Origin of the sequence: Paenibacillus puldeungensis (assembly GCF_042678945.1) — a bacterium.
GTDB classification, from domain to species: domain Bacteria; phylum Bacillota; class Bacilli; order Paenibacillales; family Paenibacillaceae; genus Fontibacillus; species Fontibacillus puldeungensis.
Genome location: NZ_JBHTLM010000004.1, coordinates 77,935 through 100,967, shown reverse-complemented (window position 1 = coordinate 100,967; position 23,033 = coordinate 77,935). Strand labels below are relative to the sequence as shown.

Genomic DNA, 23,033 nt, shown 5'->3' with positions numbered 1-23,033 from the left:
AATGAATTATTCTTCCCATACTTCATCCATCAGCTCTTTGATTTCTCTGCTTCGATCATCTGTTTTGTTCCGATTTGTCATCCATTTGTTACCATTCCATTCTACCACATCTCCGGCTTTTACCGTTGGGTCAACCAGCTTTCGCGGAATATCTCGCGTTTTGCCGTCCGATTCGATAATGCAAAAGTCACCTTCAAAGCCTTCTACTATATGGGCCATGCGTTCTCACCTTTCCGTCGTGATTTTGTACTTCTCACCGTCGGATGCAATCTCGACCGTTCCCTGTCGGTCGTTACGATATATTTTAGTATGGTGCTTCGCTAGTCGATCAAGGATAAGCTTAGTAGGGTGCCCGTATGAATTTTCACCGACTTGTATGACGGTGTATTTTGGATTCACTGCATTAAGAAAACGCTCAGAGGTTGAAGACTTTGATCCATGATGTCCTACCAGCAAAACATCAGCTTGCAGGTTAGCCCCGGAGGCGATCATTTCCTTTTCACTATCACGTTCAGCGTCTCCGGTAAGTAAATATGAGGTGTTGCCATAAGTCACCTTCGCGACAGCACTCATATTGTTATTATCCTCCGCTGGCTTCACAGGAGCGAGCATTCGGACCTGAACCTTGTCGTCGAATTTTAGTTCTAGCCCCGCTTTAGCTGTTTTCACCTTAAGACCTTTAGAGCGAATAGCCTCAAGCACCGATTTAAATGTCTGTGTGTTGGACGTAACCTTAGGCATATATACCTCTCCAATGTCCATATTGCGAATGACACGATCGAGGCCTCCGATATGGTCAGCATCGGGATGAGTACCAATGACAATATCAAGCCGATTTACACCATACTTATGAAGATACTGAATCATGGCCTGTTCCTGACTGTTATTCCCGGCATCGATAAGCATCGTTTTACCACTTGGACTAATGATAAGCTGAGAAGCCCCTTGGCCGACATCTAGAAAAATAACCCGTAGTTCGCTCGTTGATGTTACACCGGGAGAATTGGATGAATTATTTAACGCCTCCCCGCCTACCGTTCCTTCGATACTTATGCCGCACCCAGATAACAACATGCAAAATAGGCATAAGCAAAGGACCATCCGCATCACTTTGCCCATCAAACCCAATTTCCTATAACAATACTGATGTCTGCTCATTGATGTAGTCCTTTCAAAAAAAAGTCCGCCTTATTTTACCATAAGGCGGACCCCTTGTTTAGGTTTTATTTTACCGATACGCTAATGGTAACTGTCTTTCCCCCGAATTTAGCTTTAATCGAGGCACTGCCTTTAGCTACCGCTTCAATTCGCCCGGCACTCACTTTGGCGACGGAAGGTTTAGAACTGGTCCAAGTTGCGCTGTCCGTTACCGCTGAAGTTTTCCCGGTATCGTATTCAGCCGTAATGACGACCGTTTTAGCGGATCCCGGCGCCAGTACCAACCTCTTCTCTTCCACCGTAAGCTTGTTAAGCTTCGGTACCACATTAATCTTTACACTTACACTTTGACCTTGATAAGAACCGGTGATGGTAGCCGTACCTTCAGCGATGGCTTTGACCGAGGTCGTGGAAATGCTGGCAATATTTTCGTTTGAAGATTTCCAATCCATTTTGCTGGATAAGTTGACCGTTTTGCCGTTCGTGTAATAACCTGTTGCCTTAATCGCTTTTGATTTTTTCAAATTCAATTCTAGCGTTTGCGGGTCAACTACAATCTTGGTGATTTTAGGCTCAATCGTTACCGGAATGCTGAGTGTCTTATTCGAATAGGTCGCCTTCAACGCAGCGGTACCTTTCGTTAAGCCTTTAATCTTCTTCCCGTCAGCCGTAGTTTTCAATACCGCATTGGAACCTGTTACAGTCCACTCCAAATCCGTAAGATTTGCGGATTCTTCCCCATTTTCAAATACAGCATTTACTTTAGGAAGAACTGTATCTTCGCCAATGACAAGGCTTAAGCGTTCATCTTCAGCAACCAATGCCAACACTTTTTCCTTAACAGTCAACTTCACAGTAACTACACTTGAACCTGTACCACGAAAAGCGGAATTTGAGGTTAGCGCCGAGCCGATCTCCGGAAGTTTCCCGGTCAATGTCACAGTGGACGAAAGCGCAGTTCCACTCGTTTCTTTGGAAACGATTTTGCCGTCTTTTACCGTTGCGATGTCATCATGATCCGAAGTCCAAACCATCGTATCGGTCAAGTCAATCTTGTCGCCGTCCAGTTTCGTAGCAGTAACTTTAGGAACACTGACCGAAGCCCCTTTTAAAAGATCTAGTTCGGTCTTTTCGGCTTCAAGCTTGGTAATCGTTGGGTTGACGGTCAGTTTGAAGGTCTTGCTTACACCTTGATAACTAGCTTTGATGTTCGTTGTCCCGGCTGCTTTCGCTTCAACCACTCCGTGACTATCTACCGTTGCTGTCATTTTGTTGGAAGAGGACCATTCGGCACTGTCGCTCACATTCGTAGGTTGGTTGGCGCTGCTTCTCACTTCCGCCTTCATTTGCAGCTTTTCGCCTATAAAAAGCATTTGATCCGCAGTAGGCGTAAGAATAATGGCCTCATAAGGAGCGCGTACATAAATATCTACGCTCGTTTGGTTGCCCAGATAAGATGCTTTAATGGTCGTTTTGCCGACCGTGAGAATCGTTACTTTACCGCCCTTCACTGTAGCCACGCTGGTATCCGAAGAGCTCCAAGTCGCCTTGTCCGATACATCGGATTCCGTCTTGTCTGCGGACAACACAGTTTTAGCACGCAGTTGGATCTCTTTGTCCGCCATAATGGACTCAATATCCTGATTTTCGCCAACAAGCACATCAGGGGAGGCAACTTTATACAGCTTCAGAGCGGAGTAAGGAGAAGTTACCGTAGCTTCATAGGAATCCGTAAGGCCGAGATATTTTGCGGTAATTGTCGCCTTACCTTCACCTACCAGGGTAATTTTCCCTTTATCAACCGTCAAAACGGCGGCATTGGATGAACTCCAGTCCGCATCTGCCGTTACGTCTTTTGGATCAATCATCGTACTGTCCGTTTTAGCCAACGCTTTTACAAGCAAATCCTGTTCATTGCCGTTTAGGCTATATTTGCCGCTCAGCTTGTAATCCAGGGTTAGTTTCGAATATGTATCTACAACTTTTACAGTAATAATCGAAGAAGAACCCGAATATACCGCTTTAATGATGGCTGTACCACTTTTCGTAGGAGTTACTAAACCTTTATCCAGTTTAAGGGTAGCCCCATTATCAGAAGTATAAGTCCAAGTTGCATAGTCCGTTACATCTTTCTTTGAAGTGGAACCTTCCACGGAAGCCCATACCTTAAGCTGCTTTGTCTTGCCGACTCCAAGCTCAAACGTCGTATTCTCACCATCGATGGCTATAGAATTCACGTCTCCGGCGGCTGCAAAAACACCTGTTGGAAACAGGGCCGCAAGGAGCAGGGCCATAGTGAGGAACCACATCGTCATTTTCCTGTTAGCAAACATTCATTTCTCTCCTTTGGTTTTTTGTCACTCTAACCGGAACCTTTTTCCAGTCCTCTACATTTTGTATCGACATTTGGGAGTCATTTCGTTACCTTTTGCTAGAAAAAAATGCCTTTATTCTTTGTACAAGCAAAATATGATACCAATCCTCCCAACTGGATACATTTTACTATACTATCGTAACGGTTGCTATAAACGTTGTATCTAAACCACTTTCAAATCATAACAACCCGTAAAACGGGTGGTTTTTTGTTTCGCACGCTTCGAGTACTCAACTGGCTTAAGCCATAAGAAAAAAGCGTCCCATCGTCTATTCACGATGGGACGCTAATATATGCTGAGGACCGGGCTCGAACCGGTACGGTTGTCACCAACCTCAGGATTTTAAGTCCTGTGCATCCTTGCCATTCGCCAAATCCGCATGTTTAATAATCGGATAGTCCTGTGTACTTAACTTATTTATATCAGCAAATGGAGGGGAACACAAATTCCTATTCATGTACACTTCGCTTTGTTCTTTTCCACTAATTCAATTAACTGTTCAATCGTCAATGGGTTACTTTTACGATGATGAACCATTCTGTGACAGTTAGCGCACAAGACCGCAATATCTTCTTTTGGATCAACATAGTGCTCTTCTTTAACACTTGAAAGTTGTTTGATGTGGTGTATCTCAATAAAACCCTTTCCGTGAGTACCATATTGTTCTTCAAAATTAAACTTGCAACCCATGCAAGTTACACCATGATATAGGATTGCTGCTTTCTTTATCTTAGGATTGCGTTCATACTTATTGAGTGCAGATAACTTCATTGTGCCTTCTTTATGCAATTCAACTTCATCAAAATAATCCGATACATCATAAGAACTGTCATTCATAATATATTGCTCTAGAACATCCCTCTTTGGCGCATATATCCATCCGTAATGCCCCTTTAAAGTCTTCTTAGAAACCGTATATCCATATGAGTCCGCAACCGTAATCAACTTATTCAAATAATTATCGTAGTCTTCAGGTGGAACAGGATCGAAGTATGTTTTTAATATTTGTTGAGTCTGCCCCCCACTACCCCAGCCTTCATAATTTACGTGAGTTGTATCTACGTAACCGATGAATTTGCTGGGCGCAAAAATATCTAGTCTCGGGTGGTAGTACCAGTGGAAGAATCTCGAGAATCTTTGGCTTGCCTTGCTTTGAGTATGTAATCCTCGATTGAACTCAACCATATTGCATTCGATATACTCCCACTTCCACTTTTCAATAGGCATAGAATTCACACCTTCATTATGGCTCATCACTGCCAGAGTAGTATTTAGCTTATCCCTCAATATACCGAAGTGTCCGAAAACTCGCACTATAGCAAGTTCTCGGACATCGGTTTGTATTGATGTATCCTCGATATTCCGTCCATCATCCTGTGGACGAGATCATGGATGTGACCATAGTAACGATTACTAGTAAGGTACATTCTAACTCTTCTGAAGGTTCTCATAGATGCTCTTTAATTCAAGATCAATCCTTCTTCTGTCAGATCCTGAAACTATACCTGCGACTGTCTGCCAAGATAGTCCCTTGAACCAACCTATAATATCTGTTTCTCTTCTTTTTCGAGAATAGCTGTTAGCCAATCTTGTTGCATCTACTCGCTCGATATTTAAAGTCAAAACAAGGTTAAGCGAATCAAAGTTAGGCACACCTTCACTCGATAGTATCGACAAATCCTTAACTCCTGATCCGAAGAAGATATTTCTGCATCGTGCCTCATATTCCATTAGTTCACTGACACCGAATAAGGCCCAAGGTAGAAATCACTGGTATTATCGAAAAAACCTAGTTTACATCCACACTAAGCTAATCATCTAGTCGGATAATAGGATTATACCACTGATCCCACTCATCTTTGCCTTATCTTTCTTAGATAGTAAAACGCATGGTGTAACAAGCGAAACAGGGTCTGTCTCCTATTTAGTTTGGTTGAGCCATCGAAGATGATCCCGCTTATTGGAGCCTGAAAAGTGATAACATATGGCTTAACATTGGTTCGCCACTCATCAATAGACTTCCGTTTACCAAGTACTCTTAGGATGTTTCCGCGAACTCAGGCATAACCGCAATATGACGCACATCGCTGTTCTCCCAAATTTCGTTTAACATATACAAGCCTGTAATATTCTTTAGACTTGGCAGTTTTAGTTTTCATTGTTACCCGCTCCTACAGATTAATGACCTTATAGTAACCGTCGCCGACCCTCTCGAAATCATTAAACACAGTGGTGTGATGTCGCTTCGCGTTAGCACAGCATTTTGAAACGATATATGTCCTGATCGTCGATCAGCATAGTTCGTATTATTGCGCTGTATATACTCAATAGCTTCCTTAGGTGTGAACCGATTTTTCCCTTTGGCTTTAACTATCGATCTCGTTACCTGTAACAGCTCATCCCTGCAAGTGCTTTTCATTCGGAATCGCTCCATTCATGGTTGTCCTCATCTTACCATGAACTTCATTTTCCAGAATAGTAAGCTTCTATTGTGATTGAGTGTTGTGATTAGAGCGAATGTCCAATTCATTTCCGCATTCAACATCCATTGTTTTCATATTGTAGGCGGGCTACAATCTGTTCAAGAGGTGAGAACAATGTTGAAAGAAGAACTCCTTGAACAAGTTCGAGAGCACGGAATATCAATAAGCAGCAATATGATTGAGCGGTACGTCGAATATGGTCTTATCGTTGGAAATCGTGTTAGTTTAGGATTCTCCCAGGGTGTCGTTACCCACTACGATGCGCGGACAATAGACACTATTGTCTTAATTGATAAGCTTAAGTCTAGTAGGATATGTAAGCACCAGAAGGACTATATTTTCATCCTTTATTGGAAAGGCTATCCCGTTCAGTGGGACAAGCTAAAAGCTCGACTTATCGAATTCCATTCGATCATTATGAGTACATTCAAGGAAATTGCAGGTTATACTGCTCATCCTGACTATCCAGAGATCATTGATGATATCGCAACAGACGAGGCGGCAAATGCCCCTAAAGCAATTGGTCGGCCTTCAAAAGAGTTTGAAGAGAAGCAAAAGATCGAAGCACAGGAAAATGCTAAGCGGTTAATACTTCTAAGCAAGCTTATCTCTGATATCATTTCGAAGGGAACCATCTCTCAGGAAGTGTTTCGTGTCTTCAATCAACTATCCAATGTCGGATCGGAAATTGCAGGCGATACAATCCTTGAGTCTACAAATGCATGGTTACAACAAATGACCTGGAGGAATGCGGTTAGACAATCCGACGAACAGGACTATCGAGAAGCGTATGAGCTCATACATTTGCTTAAGGATTATTGGTCAGACCTTAAAACCCACTTTGGAAGCGTATATGACATTCCCTTCTTCGGTAACAGCATCAAGAACCTTGAGGATTATTATCAAATAAAGTTCATTACAGACAAGCCATCGTTCTACAGATATGTACTGATTGTCCTAATAAGTGGCGGTTTTCGTCAGCAGCTCATGCAGTTCTTGATCGATCCCACAACTAGAGAGAACTGGAATCAAATTATCGCTTCCCTGCCCGCTCTACTTGCTCAGACTTCGGGAGAGGAGGTGACACTCAATGGGTAACGTTGGAATCGCATTAGGCGGCGGCAAGGCCTTCTCTGCTCCTGCATGGTTCATTCTGGTTCTTATCGGCTTGGCTGTTATCGGCATCAACCATGTAATCAAAAAGGTAAAGAACTAAAACGAAAGAGCACCTACTCCTTGAGGGAAAGGTGCTCATCATTCTTTATTTTAGCTTTACCATACGCTTCTTCGATGGAAGCAGCCTTTTAATTGGTGAAGCCATTGTAATGCTGGTTCTTTAATTCATTATTCGTTAGCTCCACATACCGTTTCGTCATCTCTAATTGTGACGTGACCTAGCATCCGTTGCAACGCTAATGCACTCCCGCCTTGCCTCAGGAACAATATAGAGAATGAGTGCCGCAGATCATACGGAACAATATGCGTTCCGAGCTTCTTGCAGTAGAATTCAATCCTGTCTCCCATGTATGCCGATTTAGCGGTTTGCCCTCGTAAATGCAGAAGACAGGAACTGACTCGTCCCATTCATCTAGTCTGACCGATATTAGTTCAGAAATAACCTTGGCGCTGTCTCGGGCAAATAATGAAGCGTGCGGAGGCTTTCGCCTTAGCCGTCTCCTGCCTTACTTCAACTTCCAGTTCTCTGATATTAATATCCGTTCAAGAAGCGCAAACGCCTCTTTAGGCAGTATTCCAGTGTCCAGAAAGAAGAGCATTAAGGCTTGATCGTGAGCCTCGTATAAGTGCTTGTATCGGGAGAGATAAGCAGTTCACGAATCACGTTCTCATCCAGGTTGACGATACGCCCTTCCGCTTTTCGCTTCTTGAAGTTCAGAAGTGGATTATCATCAATCATTCCTTCGTACACCAGTTAAAGAACGTACTCAGATAGACGAGCCGATTATTGTAGGTCGCAGGTTTAATGCCATCCGCGCCCAAATAATCATACGCGCTCTTTTCAAATCCCTCAGCATCACGTGGTTTTCCCACTTCGGGATATCGACGGAAAAAGCGATTCACATGTTCCCTGTAGTCATTCATCGTTTGCTCGGATATCCCCTGTGCCTTCTTCCAGATCACAAACTGTCCAAGTGCCACCTCATATGTTGCTGGAGCCGACTTCTTTACTTTTGTTAAACGTCCTGCCAAAACAAAAACCTCCTTCACCTTCGCCTGAGATTTACTCAAGCGCCGCAAAGGAGGATTCATGCTTTCTCACTAATCCTGTGGTCAAAATGATCGATTCAGCTACACAGGACCAAGGGATTATGTACGATTTAGCGAATATCACCAAAGGGCCTTAACCCTGAAAAAGCTTATGATGCCGAGGACCGGGCTCGAACCGGTACGGTTGTCACCAACCGCAGGATTTTAAGTCCTGTGCGTCTGCCTATTCCGCCACCCCGGCAAATATGGAAACCTTGATATCATCAAGCATCTCCAAAATGCTGCATTTAATATTATATACAGATTGGATCATAAATTCAATATAAAATCTTTACTCACCGGTATCCAAGATTTCATCAAGAAACTGGTGCTCCGACATTACTTTAAATCCCTCTCTCCGCAATAGTGCCGCTGTTACACCGTTTCCGGCTATTTTTTCACCAGAAAAAGTGCCATTATAGATCATCGTAGTCCCACAGGAAGGACTGAACTCTTTGAGGACGACTTTAACCGCACCAACCTCGCGTGCAGTTCTTAACGTTTCATAAGCCCCTTTGACATACAGCTCAGTGACATCCTGACCCGATTTATCAATCACCTTGGCCTTTCCCTCCAGAACGTCTTCTCCAACTCCCCCAATGATCTCAGCCGGTTCTCTCGGCGTTGCAAAGCCTCCCAGCAGTTCCGGACAAACGGTGATTGCCTTATGATCTTGCACCAGTCTTGCGATCGCATCCTGCAGGCAATCCGTTCCATTGTATCTGACCTTCAAGCCGGCTAAATATGAGCTGACTAAGTACATAAGGCACCCACTCCAATAAATAATAGATAAGTAGACATAAACTATAGCAGCTAAAGCGCAAAGAACATGCTGAGAGATTATAACATAGGAAAATAGCTTTCGTCTGTTTCAGGAAAAATTCATCTTATTATTTTTACTATCTATTGCCATCGGAGGGTTAAAATTCGACACCCTACCTATTCTTCTGCAATTCGCAAATGGTCGCTGCAATAGCTTCGGCATGCTTTGTAGCGGGAATTTTTCCGATATACTTCCCATATTTATCCCCGCTTAATCGCAGTGGTTCCTCTTTCATAGCGGGAACAAACAGACCGAGTATCGACAATCCAACCCTGCCAAGTGGAAGGACCATCTTTTTCGTACCGCAGGCTTGCTGGGCAATTCGAACAATTTCATGTCCGAAAATAACGTCCGAAGCTACAATGTCATCCAGGTTAAAGGCATCCCCAACAGCCAAAACCAGGTGGTTAGGGTTACGAGCTGCTCTGCAAGTTCATCAAGCTTTTCACGAAATTTCAGCTCAATTGTGCAACCGGAACTTAATCTAGAACTAAAAAAAGGATAGGCCCATAGAGCATATCCGTTTAAATATTAAATCCGCGTTTTATCCCTATTCACATACAAATGTTCTCATTAAACCAGAGGCGCTTGAATTAATGTCGCGAAATTGAATCGGTGTACGTGACCGTCATTTAATGTAGTTTGACCAGTAACAAAATGTACATGTTTTCCATTTCCGACTGGGATAGCTGGTCCTGTTCTGATTTTCTTCAATTTATGAAAATGGTTCAAGAAATCCGTTCTTTCCAAATTAATTTCATGAACATGACTTTTTCCTACCCGAATCGCTTGCCCTGTAACCCCTGCAAAGCGATGGTTATGTCGATCTGCACCTTCTTCAGCCAATTTGGTGCTGCCTTCAAATTCATGTACATGTCTCTGTTCCTTTTTCACCCCTGTTCGTTTCTTCTTTATCCTTGGTGCCTTCTTGTGCATCCGCCCCATGCCTCCTTGAACATTTTTGAACTTCCGTACATCTTATTAAGGCAAATTCGATAAGTTCAGGGCTACTATCATGGGGACTAATAATTTGTTCAACGATGCGTTAGCCTGCTAAAGTCAATTACTAGGCATCTGTACAGTCATTTAGTTATTTACCTACATAGTATACGCATGTAAGAAAAAGAATTTGAAAGAACTCGAACTGATTCCCTTTGATAAGGAGTGAATTCAAATGGCATATATGGCACTACCACCACCACCCATTTTCGTCCCAGAAAAACCTGCGGTATCTTATATAATCGACTGCGTATATCAATACACTTATGTTTGGTTATGGAATGGAGAAAGCTTTTGGTTTTACCCGACGCAGGTCGAATATAGTGAAGTTTCAGGCTATCGTTGGAATGGAGTATTCTGGATGCCTTACAGAGTCAATCCAGGGCTTATCAATGCAGTTTCATGTGCTCCAGTTCCTACTCTATATTAGAACCTGGTTAAACTTTTTTGTTCCCTTGGGAGCGCCACGATGTCCAATGTGCAGCGCTCCTTGGAACACAACGTATATAGACAAGCTCGGCAATTAGTTCTACTACGGTTTGAGTGACTACTACAGCCGCTGCAATCGCAGCCATTTCTTCAGGTAGAGTAAGGGCTAAAGGAAGTACGACTAAAGAATTCCGTGTCCCTGCGCTAAAAATAAGGGCTCTCCCATCCTTAGGACCGATTCGAAAAAGGGATGATACCGATCGTGAAATAAAAGGAGTAATTATATGGAACAGAACATAGATGGGAATAACCGCTATGATTACACTAAAATCTTCATACACCCTCCCGATCTGTGAAGCAATTACGATAAAGAGAACAAGTGCCATAAAAGGAACTGGAAGCCATGCAGTTAATGCTAATGGTTTGGAGCCCTTAGCGCTTTTCTTAGCCCAGAACTGAGCAGCTAATGCAAGCAGCAATGGGACAATAATCAAAAAGATAAACGCCTCAACAAATGGGCCAATTTTTACAATTTCAGCTGCTTCCGGGCCAAGGAAAAGCCATAAGTAAAACGGGAGCATAATCATTTGAACTACGAAAAGGATAGGCGTAGATGCAAGAATCAACTTCTCGTTCCCTTTCCCTAAATGGGTAAAAACAATAACGTAATCAATACATGGGGATAGAAGCACAAGACAAACACCAAGAAGAACTGGGCTTGGTTGAGGAAAAACTAAAATTAATATATAGACTAGAACTGGAATTAGAACAAAATTAACAAGCAGTAAGGCTCCCATAAAACGCCCATTAGAAAGAGCCTCTCTCAAGTTAAGAAACGGAATTTGACAAAACATACTAAAGAGAAGAAAAGCAATCATTAATGATATAGCGTGTTCTAGAAACAGACCTATTGCGGGACTTACCAATCCAATTGCTGCGCCAGATATCAATGCTGCTGCATAAACTCCTATTTGATTCTTCTCCATACTTTCCAGACTAAGCATCTATATACGCTCCCCTTTTATATCCGATTTATACCACGAACAGGGCAGCACCCAAATAATCGTTCGGCAACCTCACGTTTCGAACTTCTTTACACCGAGGGCAATCTACGTTGCCTTTACCCACAGCTTTATGGTAAAAATTCATAGATTGAATAGCGAGAGGTGATTGCATTGGGTAAAAAGAGCATTAATTTACTCTATCATTCCCCGAACATAGCAAAAACCCCTTGCTAGGCAAGGGGTTTACGCATAATGGGCCCTGAGGGACTCGAACCCCCGACCAATCGGTTATGAGCCGACCGCTCTAACCAACTGAGCTAAGGGCCCGAATATCAAAATTGCGGGGGCAGGATTTGAACCTGCGGCCTTCGGGTTATGAGCCCGACGAGCTACCGGGCTGCTCCACCCCGCGTCAATAAACAGCGACAATTAATACTATACATGATAAATGCCAAGGGAGTCAAGAGGTAAGTCAAGGAATAAAGCGTACGCCGTACTTTCCTTTTCTTGAGCGGAATATTTCAATTTGCCGCATGTCATCAAAGCCATAAATCCAACCGTCCTGCTCCAGTCTGCGCGCTAAGCAGCCTGCTTGAAATTTCGTTTTATACAATTTATTAAAGTATACCCATCGCATGCCTGTTTAGACCATCCTTTCGCTAAAAATGTAGATATTGTCCTCGCTATATAGAATACCCAAGAACGACCAAAAAAAGCCGCCGGAAGATCCCGGCGACTTTCCCTGTATTTACATGAACTACCTTGATGCGTTTTGTGCTCACCCTTTGCCGCCGTTATTAGTCGGTATGAACGGCGTACCATCATCCTGGAATTGGGTTTTCGGGTTATTTTTAATTTCCAACAGCATTTTGTTCCCTTTATCTTCCCATTCCTTGAGTGCCTCGGCTGGCGTTTTCTTATTATCCAGTACTTCTTTAAAGTAATTATGCCCGATATTAGTTACACCGTACAGTCCCGGTTTATCTTGCATCAATTTCTCTTCTTTTGGATTGGTTGGGGCACTAGGTTTCAGAAGATAGAACGCTTGAATGTTGTAATCCAAGCCTTCTTTAGGCTTAATATAAGTTTTACGGGATACCATTTCATAAGAGTTACTGCGAGATTTAAGCTTCGCCCAATCCTCACTGTTTATAAATTTAATGAAGTCCCAAGCCGTTTCCGGATTTGGAGCAGAGCTGTTGATGGCGAACGTATTGTTTAGCCAAATATTGCCGCCGATGTCCGGTTTTTCTGGATGCACGGGCACAGATACTACGTCCCAGTCGATCGACTTGAAGTTCTTAATTTTTGCTGCATTGTTGTTCGCGTCAGAAATTTCATTCACATAGGAGCTTTCACCAATCGTCATGGCTACTTTACCTGAAAGGAACATATCCCCGTTAATAGGCGTCCAATTTTCTCCATTATTCATATCATTCATACCGCTATTGCTGTCCGGAATAACTTTGTCCTTGGCCAGCTTGCTCATCGTTTCCCATACCTTAGTCCATTGAGGCGAATTAACCGTCATTTTCTCAGCTTTATCGTCAAACGTTTTGAGCTGCAGTGCATTTACATAGGAAGACTGCATGTCATAAAAAGGATCACTGCCTTGGTAACGGTTGAATGAAAATCCGTAAACACGATCTTTCCCTTCACCTTTGGCTAAACGACGAGCCAGGTTGAAGATATCATCCCATGTCATTTTATCCTTTGGCGGTTCCACTCCGGCATCTGTAAACATCTTCTTGTTAAAATAAAGTGCCGATGAAGTAAAGGAAGGAGTCAGTGCATACAAGTTGCCATCCCCCAAATCCTTTATCCCGTCAATGACGGATGGAACGAAGTCGGCCGTGTCAAATTTATCCTCTTGAATCATTGGGTCGAGTTGCTTAACCATATTTTCTTGAATGAGCTGATTAAGTACAGAAGTATCGGTTACCACAACATCGACCGGATTGCTGCCGGTCATAATTTTTTTCATGCTGGCAAGGTAGTCCGGTTGTTTCGTTTGCTGCGTTCCATCGTCATACCGATATTGGCTTTGGTCAATGGCCGGCACAATTTCAATTCGGACATTTTGATGGGTGAATTCATAAATATCTGTGTATTGCTGGCGGAAGTAAGAGTCGTCATACCCGCCATAAAGTACGCCGATCCGCAGTACCTTCTCCTGCTCGGTCTCTTTCGCCTTGCCGCCAGTACATCCGGCTAACAGCCCCAATGTCAGCGTTGCTGCAAGTGATACTGTTATAATCTTTCGAAGTTTTCCATGTCTTGCTCTCATGATTTTTCCCCCTCTAATGATTTCGGTGCTGTAATAATAATTTTCTCCCCGTCAAACTCCATGCTTGCCCGGCCACCAATACCGACAGCCTCCAAATATTCCTTGGGCACCTGGAGTCTGCCAACCCGATCGACAACGACAAAAGCTTCGTGGACTTCCTGCAGCCCGCCATGAGAAAACCCGGACTCCATCGATGCCAAATCCAGATTAGGATTTCGCTTCACGAATTCTGTACTCGTTAGCCCATCGCGGATCGCAACAACTCGATCCACCTTCCCGGCAAGCGCCAAATCATGGGTAACAATAACGATCGTAATCCCTAACTCACGATTGACATTCCGAAAGATTTGCATAATCTGATCAGAAGTCGATGTATCGACTGAACCTGTCGGTTCATCGGCTAATAACAGCTTTGGTCGGTTCGAGAGCGAAATTGCGATAGCTACACGCTGCTGCTCACCGCCGGAAAGCTGATGGAGCTTGTTATGCATTCTGTCTTTTAGCCCTACCCATTCAAGCAGCTGCTTCGCATAGGCACGGTCCAATTTGCCGGTGAGCAACATTGGCATCTCAACATTTTCCAGAGCCGTTAAATAAGGAAGAAGGTTGCGCGCATTGTTCTGCCATACGAATCCAACGGTATTACGCTTATATTCAACCAGCTGATCATCCCGAATCTTGAGTAAATCCCATCCCCCGACGGAAACCTGCCCGGCCGAAGGCCGGTCAAGTCCGCCGAGAATGTTCAATAGCGTCGACTTGCCACTGCCGCTATTCCCGATAATGGCCATCATTTCACCTTGCTCCACGGTTAGGTTTAAGCCTTGGAGCGCTACGACCTCGATGTCTTCGGATTTAAAAATTTTAACTAATCCTTCGCAATGAATCATCTTCTACCGCTCCTCTCCCATTTTAACCGCTTGATGTACGCGCAGGCGGCGAATTTGCCACATAAGCAAACCGGCACCAAGTAACAGCATCACCAAAACGACGATGTAGAGCTGAAGTGTATCCTGCGAATTAAAGACGATACGGAACGGCGGTACTTGCGTCGTTACATTGTCGGCTGTTTGCAGGAACGGAAGATACAGCTTACCGGCTATTTTCCCAATTGCAATACCGAGAATAATGGATAGCCCTGCCGTTAAAATTTGTTCCGTGAGCAGCATAAAAGTAAGCTGTTTACGAGAAAGGCCCATAGCTCGCAAAATCCCGAATTGAACGACCCGTCCGGACAGATTGAAGAACCAGTAAAGAATGTAGCCAATCAGTGAAACCATTACCGAGACGAGGAATCCGAGACTGAGTATCCCGAAGACGCCCCCACGGGTCGGATGCTTGCTCTGAGTGATCAGTTCGCTTCGAACATCATCCACCGATACTAAGTCTACGCCTTGCTTAGCCAATATAGGTATAAGCGGTGCAACTTTCGCACCCGGCTTCATCTTCAGCCATACCTCGTATGGAATGAGCGGAACCTGATCATATATATAATCGAGGTTGGCGATAATAAATGGAGTCTTATCCGGATATTGGCTAGGCCAGTAAGGAACAATGCCGTAAACGGCAAATTCCACCGTCTGATCTCCAATCGAAACCGAAAAGACATCTCCCGGCTTCAGCTTATATTTCTCTGCAAAGTTGGTCGGCACTAAAGCTGCGCTTTCGTTCATTCCCAAAAAATTCAAATAGTTATAAGGGTGAACTGGGAACAGATCGTTGCGGAACCAGGCTACTTTAGAAAAATCGAGGTTATCGATTCCCATGATGTTGCCCTGACCGGCGGAGCGACCGGAAACAATAATGCTGCCTTTGGTCTGGAGTACGCGAGCCGCATGCTCTACACCATCTAGCTTGCGAAACACTTCAAACGGAGGTTCCGAATAGACCTCCTTCGTAGGCTTAGCATTTTGACCCGAGCCGCCTTGACCTCCACGACCAGGAGACCCTTGGCCACCCCCTTGTCCTTGACCTTGGCCCTGTCCTTGGCCAGAGCCGCCTTTACCAGGTCGGCTGATTTCAGGGGTGGATTGCCACACCGTCTTCATGATTACGTCGGTCCCGTATTTGTAAAGCGTACGTTCTGTCGAGTTCAAGTCAATCGTTCGAGCCGCCGAGGCGTTATACACCCCGAGTCCTAACGTCAGCACGAGCAGGATCATCAACGGATAATATGACGAAGACGAGCGCGACAGCTGGGTTAAGCTTAAATAATAAGGTACTGGCAGCCACTTTTTCCCGAGCCAGCCGATCAGTTTCAGCAGCCACGGAAAGACCCTCAGAAAGAATAGACCTATTGAGAATATGGCTAGCGCCGGTACAAAGAACAGGAATGGTTGGACCTGAAGTTCATCCGTTGTCATCCCCGTTTGAAACGTCAGCATTTGCCGTTCATTAAACAAATAGTAGCCGTAGCCGGAAATACCCATCAGCACGATATCCAAGTACCAACGCTGCCAAAATGGACGGCGATCGGAACGCGCCTGCTTCTGCTTAGCTTTTACGATGGACTGACGAGCGTAAGAAACCGCCGGCAAAAGCGTCGCCAATATCGCGATGACTACAGCAGCAATTCCAAGTGCCATAGCATCGAAATTAAAACCTACCGGAATCGATTTCCGGTTAACAAAGGTTAGGAATCCATCGGCTGCCCCGATACTTTTGGACATAAACCATCCGAGTAGCGGTCCTGCCACCAAAGCAAGGACTCCAAGAAGTATACTTTCCAGCAAGTAAATAAAGATGATCTGTTTCGTTGACGCTCCCCGGCTGCGCAGCACGGCGATGTCACTCTGCTGCTTGTCGAGCGACTGACGGGCATTCATCACAATATAATAGAACACCATGGCAATCATCGGTGCCGCCAGTGTAAACAGCAAAGTTTGCATCTGCAGGCTTTGCTTGCGGAAATCACTCAGCAGATTGTTGAATGATACATCAACCTTCGTATTTTTCAATTTCTGAAAAAGATCTACGTTCAAGCGTTCAAGAGTTCCCGATAACGTAGAGAGCTGACTCGTTTTTATTTCTCTAAGATCAAAAGCATAATACCAGTTAGCGTTGTGAAGCGGAATGTGCTTTTGCTGAAGCAAATCGTCGTTAAATGCCTTCTCTGAGACGTAGAAGTTATTCATCATTCCTTCAAAGTTTTGATACCAATAAGGATCAGTATCTTTGGACGCTTTGAACGTACCGACAATCTTAACCTTCAGCGTAATGTCAGAACCACCGGAAACAGGATACTCCATAATGTCTCCAACATGCAGATCCTGACGGTACATCGCCTCCTCCAGCATTAATGCCTCGATCGTATCCCCATCAGCTTGATCCGAAAACATTTTGCCCCCGGTCACTTCGGCATGATCCTTTAGTCCGCTCATGGAAACGATCGACATCGATCTGGTTCGGCTTGCGTCAACTTTGGATGGATCGACCGGATAGACTTCCGTTCCTCGGATAGCTCGCACGTTTACGAAAGCATCATATGGAAACCCGATTTCCTTCGGAACCTCTTTGGCAATATATTCATTGACGGCCTTAAGGCCATTTAAATCCGTCTTCGTTCCTCCCTGCGCCTGATAGCTCATAATGAGAGATCCGGCCGGAAGCCCTTTGCTCTCCTCTTTGAGCGTACTCGATACGACTCTCTTCAAGGCGCCGTCCGAGTACATCGGGATGCTTACCGTGAACGAGACGGCAACAATAAGACCTAACAAGGTACTAAGCGTCAGCCATTTCGTGTTCCACATTTTGCGGAACAATAAGCGTAATAAAGGTACACCCATTAACGACCCACTACTTTCTGCCCTGGCGTGAGTCCCTTAACGATTTCCACATCCGTTGAGGTTTGCATTCCTACCTCCACATCGGCCTCGCGTTTCGTCCCATCATCTTCAACGACTTGAACGTAAGTCCGTGAACCGATCGAGCGGAGTGCGGAAATCGGAATTAAAATAGCATTTTCCTTTCGCTGCGTAACAATCGAAACGCTAAGAGGTCTGCCTCGTTCCATCCCTTTGGGCCATTTATCAAGCGATACGATGACATACTTGTCAATAGAGTCTTTCTCAGGCGGTGTTCCTGATCCGCCACTGTTCCCATTACCACTGTCGGAAGAGGTGGTATTATTAGCCGGCATCGCTTTAACTTTTCCTTGGAACGTACCTGCAGCGTTTATCTCCACTTTTGCTTTCATGCCGACGGCGATTTTCTCCAAGTCTTCTTTGGAAAAAGAAGCAGCTACTACGAGTGAAGAAGTATCGGACAGGACTGCGATCGGATCATAAGCTTTGATAACGCCACCCTTTTCGGCTTTGACGGAAACGATCGTTCCCGAAAATGGGGCTCTTAGCGTACCATCGGCAATTTTCTTCTCCATATCCTCCAGGTCCTGACGTTGCTCTTCGAAAACGATCTGCGCTTCTTCGAACTCGACAGGATCCTTCTCATCCTTCGTACGAAGCGTCTCCTTCATTTGGATTTCCTGCTTACGGAATTCCAGCCGTTTCTTGCGTAAATCCTTTTGCAAAGCCTCAACATCCAATTCGACGAGTACATCGCCTTGTTTCACTTTATCGCCCGCTTTGACGCGCACATTTTTGATATGCAGACCATCCCCCGTAAAATAAAGCGGCTCCTCTCGCTGGCTCATCAGCTTGCCGACAGCACTCACAGGTATCTCAATCGTTTCCGTGCGCACTACATATTCCGGCTTTTTCGAAATGGTCGGCGCCTTAATGACCGGAATGGTCTCCTCCTCTTCCTCGTTAGGGAGCAGAGAGCAACCGGTAGAGGCTACGAGCGTAATACAAACGGTCAATAGCCCCAGCGTTCGCAATAGCCCCCCTTTCTTACTCGACAAATTTTCCATCCACCATTTCGTAAACATGGTCTGCTACCTCCAAGATTGTGGGATCGTGTGTCGTCATACAAATCGTCACTTGCTCCGTATGTATGATGTTCTTAAATACTGCCATGACTTGTGCACCCATTTGTGAGTCCAAATTGGCCGTTGGTTCATCGGCCAGCAGCAATTTTGGCCGGTGGGCTATCGCTTTGGCGATCGCAACGCGTTGTTGCTCCCCCCCGGACATTTCAAACGGTCGGTGAAACATTCTTTTTCCAAGCCCAACCAGTTCCAAGCAATGCGTTACGCGTTGTTTCCATTCATGAGAAGGAACCCCCGCCATCCGTAAGGACAACTCAACATTTTCCCAAGCAGAAAGCAGCGGCAAAAGCGCATAAGCCTGAAAAATAAAGCCGATCTGATCCCGCCGCAGCACCGTCCGCTTCTCATCGCTGAGCTTATGCAGAGGTTGGTCACGAAACCATATTTCCCCAGACGTAGGTTGGTCCAGACCGCCCAGCATGTTGAGCAGCGTTGTTTTCCCCGAACCTGAGCGCCCTCGAAGCATTACAAGTTGACCGGGAAGCACTTCCATATTAATGCCTTTAAGCACCTCTATTTCCCCGCCGCCAACCGGAAATGATCTTCGGACTTCTTTGACATGGAGAATCGGACCACTCTCTTTTTCCTGCTGAGCTGCTTGCTCGGTGGCTTTGCCCAGGTTCTCCTCTTGAACTGCCGCAGCCTCGGACGATTCAAGGTGGGGATTCTCCAAAGCTCCCTCAGCAGGATGATCATCTACGTCCTCTGGAATATGCGCTTCTTCAGGCTGCTTTGGTAACTTTTCTTTGCGAAGCCATCGCATCATCTTGTATCGGTCTCCTATATGTTTATTTGTCGTTCATCCCGCACGCTCTCTTGTCTATGAAAGCTTTACGTCTAGCATTATAAACGAAATTCTATGGCAAAAAGTTACAACGTTTTTTACGAAATTGATATTTTTACTTCCATATTTTTTACACTGAAGGGAGTCTATTTTTCTGGTAATATAATGGGTATTGCTACTAAATACGGAAAAGAGGCCTATCTATTGAAAAAAATAATTACGATGCTAACGCTGGCCGTTTTACTATATTCAGTCGCAATTTATCAGAAAGAATCGGTTTCTGCCAACGATTTACCCTATCAGGATATCGATGGAAGCTATGCTAGAGAAGCTATTGTTCGCTTAAATGAAAATAGTATTATGAAGGGGACGTCTAGCTCCCTATTTTCACCTACAAGATCAATTACAAGAGCAGAATTTATGACAACTTTAGTTCGTATTTTTAAGCTGGAATCCGTTGCGTCTTCGGTGCCGGCCTATCGTGATGTGGCTAAATCCGCCTGGTACTACGGTACGGTGCAAGCTGCTACAGAAATAGGTCTTACGGAAGGCGTAGGTAACAGCCTTTTTAAGCCAGTAACACCTCTTACTCGCCAGGAAGCCGCCGCTTGGATCGTTCGAGCTTTAAAGCAAAACGATACATCCAACACCGCCCCCACTGGATTCAAAGATGATGCTTCCATTGCAGATTGGGCCCGCCCTTACATAAATACCGTGTCACAACTCGGTTTAATGGAGGGGAATGATGGTAAATTTAATCCTAACCAGTCGATCACAAGACAAGAAACGGCCGTGATCCTGGATCGTATTCTGCAAAATGACCGCTGGGGTGGAGCGATTGCAAAGACGACAAATTCGAGGGAGACGATCCAGCTCGGCTGGCAGTATGGCCAATCGACGGAAGCGTATCAGCAATCCATTGTTAACTCAAACGTAAATGTTCTCGCTCCTAGGTGGTTTTTTCTTGAAAGTACCGGGAGGTTTTCCGATCATAGTGTTCCTTCTCTTGCCACATGGGCGAAAACCAACAACAAACAAATATGGGCTTTGGTCGGCAACCGGTTTGATCAGGAAGCAACGCATAAGCTGTTGTCCTCCTCCCAGTTGTCCGCAGCTGCCATTCAAGATTTAAAATCATTTATCCAAAAATATGAGCTAAACGGCATTAACTTAGATTTTGAAAATGTTCAGGCTTCAGATCGGAATTTGTTCACAAGTTTTGTTGCGAGCCTCGCTGACGAGCTCCATACCATCTCCGCTTCCTTGTCCGTTGATCTACCTCCGGATTTGGAAAGCGACTGGTCAGCGGCCTATAATTATGAACAGCTCGGCAAAAGCGCAGATTATATCGTCATCATGGCCTACGATGAGCATTGGAGCGGGTACACCGCCGGGCCGGTCGCTTCGTTACCATGGGCTCAGAAGCATTTGGACAAGCTGCTGCCTCGCATATCCGCCGATAAACTCATATTGGGCATGCCCCTTTACAACCGCGATTGGACGATCAGTAGCCAGGGAACGACCTTAACTTCAGAGGATGTGCTGCTTCCTGAGCAGTATAAACGTATGAATCTTTATGGAGCTGCTGCGAAATGGAACACGACCTTGGGTCAGTATACGATGGATTATTGGACCTCAGGAGCGTTGCACCGAATTTGGCTTGAGGATTCCCGCTCACTGGCGCAAAAATATAAAATGGCGGCAAACCGAAACATCGCCGGATACGCCTATTGGCACATCGGCGGTGAGTCGCCGGATATATGGACCAGTCTGCAAAATACGGAAAAGTACGGCGAATATACGTTTAAGTAGTGCTTATTGTTAAATGAAGAACGAACCTAGGTCGTTAACATTTTAGGGCCGCTTAGTTGTTCGACTGTGAAAGAAACAACAGCCGCTGGAGAGATGCTCCAGCGGCTATTTCACCTTACCAATTTCTATAAATCTTCGTTTCGTTCAACGCTGAACAAAATGCAGTTAGCAGATCACAGTTATGTCGATCGCAGTGCCCCTGCATTCTATTCGTCATCGTACAATCATTCTGCTTCTATTCATTTACTCTTAATTTCCAAAAGATGCCGGGTCCTGCCGCCACGATTTCAGCAGCTCTAAATCCTCCGGCTTAATGTCTCCGCGCTCCACAGCGACGTCGATCAGCGCTGCATAGTTGGACAATGTTTGCAGCGGAATTCCCGCCTCGGCAAACGCATTAACCGCTTTGTCCAGCTGGTAGCTGAAAATAGCCAGCACAGCCAATGGCTCAGCGCCTGCATCGCAAACGGCGAGCGCCGCTTTGAGCGAGCTGCCGCCGGTTGATATCAAATCCTCGATCACGACTACCTTTTGACCGGGTTTGATCAAACCTTCGATTTGATTTTCTTTGCCGTGGCCCTTGGCTTTATCTCGAATATAAGCCATCGGCAGACCCAACTTCTGCGCCGTAAATGCGGCGTGAGGAATACCCGCCGTAGCCGTCCCTGCAATGACCTCAGCTTCGGGGTAAGATTCACGAATAAGCGCTGCAAAGGAGTCCGCTATGAGATCGCGGATTTCAGGATAAGACATTGTCAGCCGATTATCGCAATAAATCGGCGATTTGATCCCCGATGTCCAGGTAAAGGGTTGGTATGGGCGGAGTGCAACGGCTCCGATATCCAGCAGATTTCCGGCGATTTGTGCAGCAACGGTTTTGGAATTAGCCATGACTAAATCATCTCCTCAATTATTTTCTCGGCAGCTTCTCGTGGATTTGGCGCTGCGATAATCGGACGAGCAACCACGATATAGTCGGTCCCTTTCGCAATCGCTTCCTTCGGAGTGAGTGTACGGGCTTGATCATTCGATTGGCTGCCCGCCGGGCGAATCCCCGGTGTAACCGTAAGAAAGGCTCGTCCACAGCTGGCTTTGATGGCAGGTACCTCTAAAGCGGAGGCGACGACACCGCTTAACCCAGCTTCTTGGGCAAGCGACGCATATCGAACCACTGATTCCTCCACGGTCCCTTGTATACCGATTTCCTTATTTAGCATGTGCTGGTTCGTGCTCGTCAGCTGAGTGACCGCAATGATATGAGGCATCTTCAAGGACGCACCCGCCTCAAGCGCACTTTGTGCTCCTTCTTTGGCCGCCTTCATCATTTGCAAGCCCCCGGCGGCATGCACATTGAACATATCTACACCAAGGCGAGTGACACTGTTTGCGCCACCTTTGACCGTGTTCGGAATATCGTGCATCTTGACATCGAGAAACACAGAATAACCGAGGTGCTTCAACTCGCGGATAAAATCAGGACCGGCGGCATAAAAAAGCTGCATGCCCACCTTCACGTAGCACGGAATTCCTTCCAAAGCCCGTATCAGCTTTTTTGCCTGCTCTACATCGGGAAAATCAAGCCCTACCATCAGCCGTCCGGCTGCCTGTTCGAATGGACTCAAATGCTGTCTCCTCCTTGTCATACTTGCGGCTCCGAAGCATCAGC

General features: G+C 45.3%; 21 protein-coding genes and 3 tRNA genes. 3 read left to right on the top strand and 21 right to left on the bottom strand.

What is annotated here, in order from left to right:
• Positions 1-6: 6 nt before the first annotated feature.
• The 4 genes from ACFQ3W_RS07295 to ACFQ3W_RS07280 form a co-directional block, all read right to left on the bottom strand.
• The gene (locus ACFQ3W_RS07295; RefSeq protein WP_379318148.1) at positions 7-219 is read right to left on the bottom strand and encodes a DUF3006 domain-containing protein; all 213 of its coding nucleotides are present in this window, start codon (positions 217-219) and stop codon (positions 7-9) included.
• A 6-nt stretch (positions 220-225) separates the two neighbouring features.
• Complete coding sequence (locus tag ACFQ3W_RS07290) at positions 226-1,074, bottom strand: ComEC/Rec2 family competence protein (protein ID WP_379318146.1); 849 nt, start codon at positions 1,072-1,074, stop codon at positions 226-228.
• 149 nt (positions 1,075-1,223) lie between these two features.
• Entirely contained in the window at positions 1,224-3,491 is a 2,268-nt protein-coding gene (locus ACFQ3W_RS07285) for an Ig-like domain-containing protein (RefSeq protein WP_379318144.1), read from the bottom strand.
• 495 nt (positions 3,492-3,986) lie between these two features.
• On the bottom strand, positions 3,987-4,787 hold the full coding sequence (locus ACFQ3W_RS07280; RefSeq protein ID WP_379318142.1) for an HNH endonuclease: 801 nt from the start codon (positions 4,785-4,787) through the stop codon (positions 3,987-3,989).
• Positions 4,788-6,130: 1,343 nt separating this feature from the next.
• On the opposite strand from ACFQ3W_RS07280, the gene ACFQ3W_RS07275 reads away from it, so the two are divergent.
• Entirely contained in the window at positions 6,131-7,114 is a 984-nt protein-coding gene (locus tag ACFQ3W_RS07275) for a hypothetical protein (protein WP_379318140.1), read from the top strand.
• Positions 7,107-7,232 (top strand): hypothetical protein, encoded by a 126-nt coding sequence (locus tag ACFQ3W_RS07270; RefSeq protein ID WP_379318138.1) that lies wholly within the window; start codon positions 7,107-7,109, stop codon positions 7,230-7,232. The genes ACFQ3W_RS07275 and ACFQ3W_RS07270 overlap by 8 nt, the downstream gene beginning before the upstream one ends.
• Before the next feature lie 558 nt (positions 7,233-7,790).
• On the opposite strand, the gene ACFQ3W_RS07265 is transcribed toward ACFQ3W_RS07270, so the two are convergent.
• The 15 genes from ACFQ3W_RS07265 to ACFQ3W_RS07195 form a co-directional block, all read right to left on the bottom strand.
• Positions 7,791-7,931, bottom strand: a complete 141-nt coding sequence (locus ACFQ3W_RS07265; RefSeq protein ID WP_379318136.1) for a hypothetical protein — start codon at positions 7,929-7,931, stop codon at positions 7,791-7,793.
• Positions 7,928-8,224: a hypothetical protein gene (locus tag ACFQ3W_RS07260; RefSeq protein WP_379318134.1), complete on the bottom strand. Its 297-nt coding sequence runs from the start codon at positions 8,222-8,224 to the stop codon at positions 7,928-7,930. Before ACFQ3W_RS07260 ends, ACFQ3W_RS07265 begins: the two co-directional genes overlap by 4 nt.
• A gap of 173 nt (positions 8,225-8,397) precedes the next feature.
• Positions 8,398-8,483: transfer RNA gene (locus tag ACFQ3W_RS07255), tRNA-Leu, on the bottom strand.
• 90 nt (positions 8,484-8,573) lie between these two features.
• Positions 8,574-9,044: a DUF523 domain-containing protein gene (locus ACFQ3W_RS07250; RefSeq protein ID WP_379318132.1), complete on the bottom strand. Its 471-nt coding sequence runs from the start codon at positions 9,042-9,044 to the stop codon at positions 8,574-8,576.
• A 172-nt stretch (positions 9,045-9,216) separates the two neighbouring features.
• On the bottom strand, positions 9,217-9,501 hold the full coding sequence (locus ACFQ3W_RS07245; protein WP_379318130.1) for a hypothetical protein: 285 nt from the start codon (positions 9,499-9,501) through the stop codon (positions 9,217-9,219).
• 176 nt (positions 9,502-9,677) lie between these two features.
• Complete coding sequence (locus tag ACFQ3W_RS07240; RefSeq protein WP_379318128.1) at positions 9,678-10,040, bottom strand: YmaF family protein; 363 nt, start codon at positions 10,038-10,040, stop codon at positions 9,678-9,680.
• Between the two features lie 500 nt (positions 10,041-10,540).
• Entirely contained in the window at positions 10,541-11,536 is a 996-nt protein-coding gene (locus tag ACFQ3W_RS07235) for an arsenic resistance protein (protein ID WP_379318125.1), read from the bottom strand.
• 253 nt (positions 11,537-11,789) lie between these two features.
• Positions 11,790-11,863: transfer RNA gene (locus ACFQ3W_RS07230), tRNA-Ile, on the bottom strand.
• A gap of 11 nt (positions 11,864-11,874) precedes the next feature.
• Positions 11,875-11,948 (bottom strand) — tRNA-Met (locus ACFQ3W_RS07225).
• Between the two features lie 60 nt (positions 11,949-12,008).
• On the bottom strand, positions 12,009-12,149 hold the full coding sequence (locus tag ACFQ3W_RS07220) for a hypothetical protein (protein ID WP_379318664.1): 141 nt from the start codon (positions 12,147-12,149) through the stop codon (positions 12,009-12,011).
• A 165-nt stretch (positions 12,150-12,314) separates the two neighbouring features.
• Positions 12,315-13,823: an ABC transporter substrate-binding protein gene (locus ACFQ3W_RS07215; RefSeq protein ID WP_379318123.1), complete on the bottom strand. Its 1,509-nt coding sequence runs from the start codon at positions 13,821-13,823 to the stop codon at positions 12,315-12,317.
• Positions 13,820-14,713, bottom strand: coding sequence for an ABC transporter ATP-binding protein (locus ACFQ3W_RS07210; protein WP_379318121.1), 894 nt, complete (start codon positions 14,711-14,713; stop codon positions 13,820-13,822). Before ACFQ3W_RS07210 ends, ACFQ3W_RS07215 begins: the two co-directional genes overlap by 4 nt.
• Positions 14,714-14,716: 3 nt before the next feature.
• Positions 14,717-17,608 carry an ABC transporter permease gene (locus ACFQ3W_RS07205; protein WP_379318119.1) on the bottom strand — a complete coding sequence of 964 codons (2,892 nt, stop codon included), beginning with the start codon at positions 17,606-17,608 and terminating at the stop codon, positions 14,717-14,719.
• A complete protein-coding gene (locus ACFQ3W_RS07200; RefSeq protein ID WP_379318117.1) occupies positions 17,608-18,711 on the bottom strand; it encodes an efflux RND transporter periplasmic adaptor subunit in 1,104 nt (367 codons plus the stop codon). Before ACFQ3W_RS07200 ends, ACFQ3W_RS07205 begins: the two co-directional genes overlap by 1 nt.
• Positions 18,674-19,537, bottom strand: a complete 864-nt coding sequence (locus ACFQ3W_RS07195) for an ABC transporter ATP-binding protein (RefSeq protein WP_379318115.1) — start codon at positions 19,535-19,537, stop codon at positions 18,674-18,676. The genes ACFQ3W_RS07200 and ACFQ3W_RS07195 overlap by 38 nt, the downstream gene beginning before the upstream one ends.
• A 222-nt stretch (positions 19,538-19,759) precedes the next feature.
• Between ACFQ3W_RS07195 and ACFQ3W_RS07190 the strand changes: the two genes are divergently transcribed.
• A complete protein-coding gene (locus tag ACFQ3W_RS07190; protein ID WP_379318113.1) occupies positions 19,760-21,367 on the top strand; it encodes an S-layer homology domain-containing protein in 1,608 nt (535 codons plus the stop codon).
• 249 nt (positions 21,368-21,616) lie between these two features.
• On the opposite strand, the gene pyrE is transcribed toward ACFQ3W_RS07190, so the two are convergent.
• Both pyrE and pyrF read right to left on the bottom strand, forming a co-directional pair.
• Positions 21,617-22,258 carry an orotate phosphoribosyltransferase gene (gene pyrE / locus ACFQ3W_RS07185; RefSeq protein ID WP_379318111.1) on the bottom strand — a complete coding sequence of 214 codons (642 nt, stop codon included), beginning with the start codon at positions 22,256-22,258 and terminating at the stop codon, positions 21,617-21,619.
• 2 nt (positions 22,259-22,260) lie between these two features.
• Entirely contained in the window at positions 22,261-23,010 is a 750-nt protein-coding gene (gene pyrF, locus ACFQ3W_RS07180; RefSeq protein ID WP_379318109.1) for an orotidine-5'-phosphate decarboxylase, read from the bottom strand.
• Positions 23,011-23,033 lie beyond the last annotated feature (23 nt).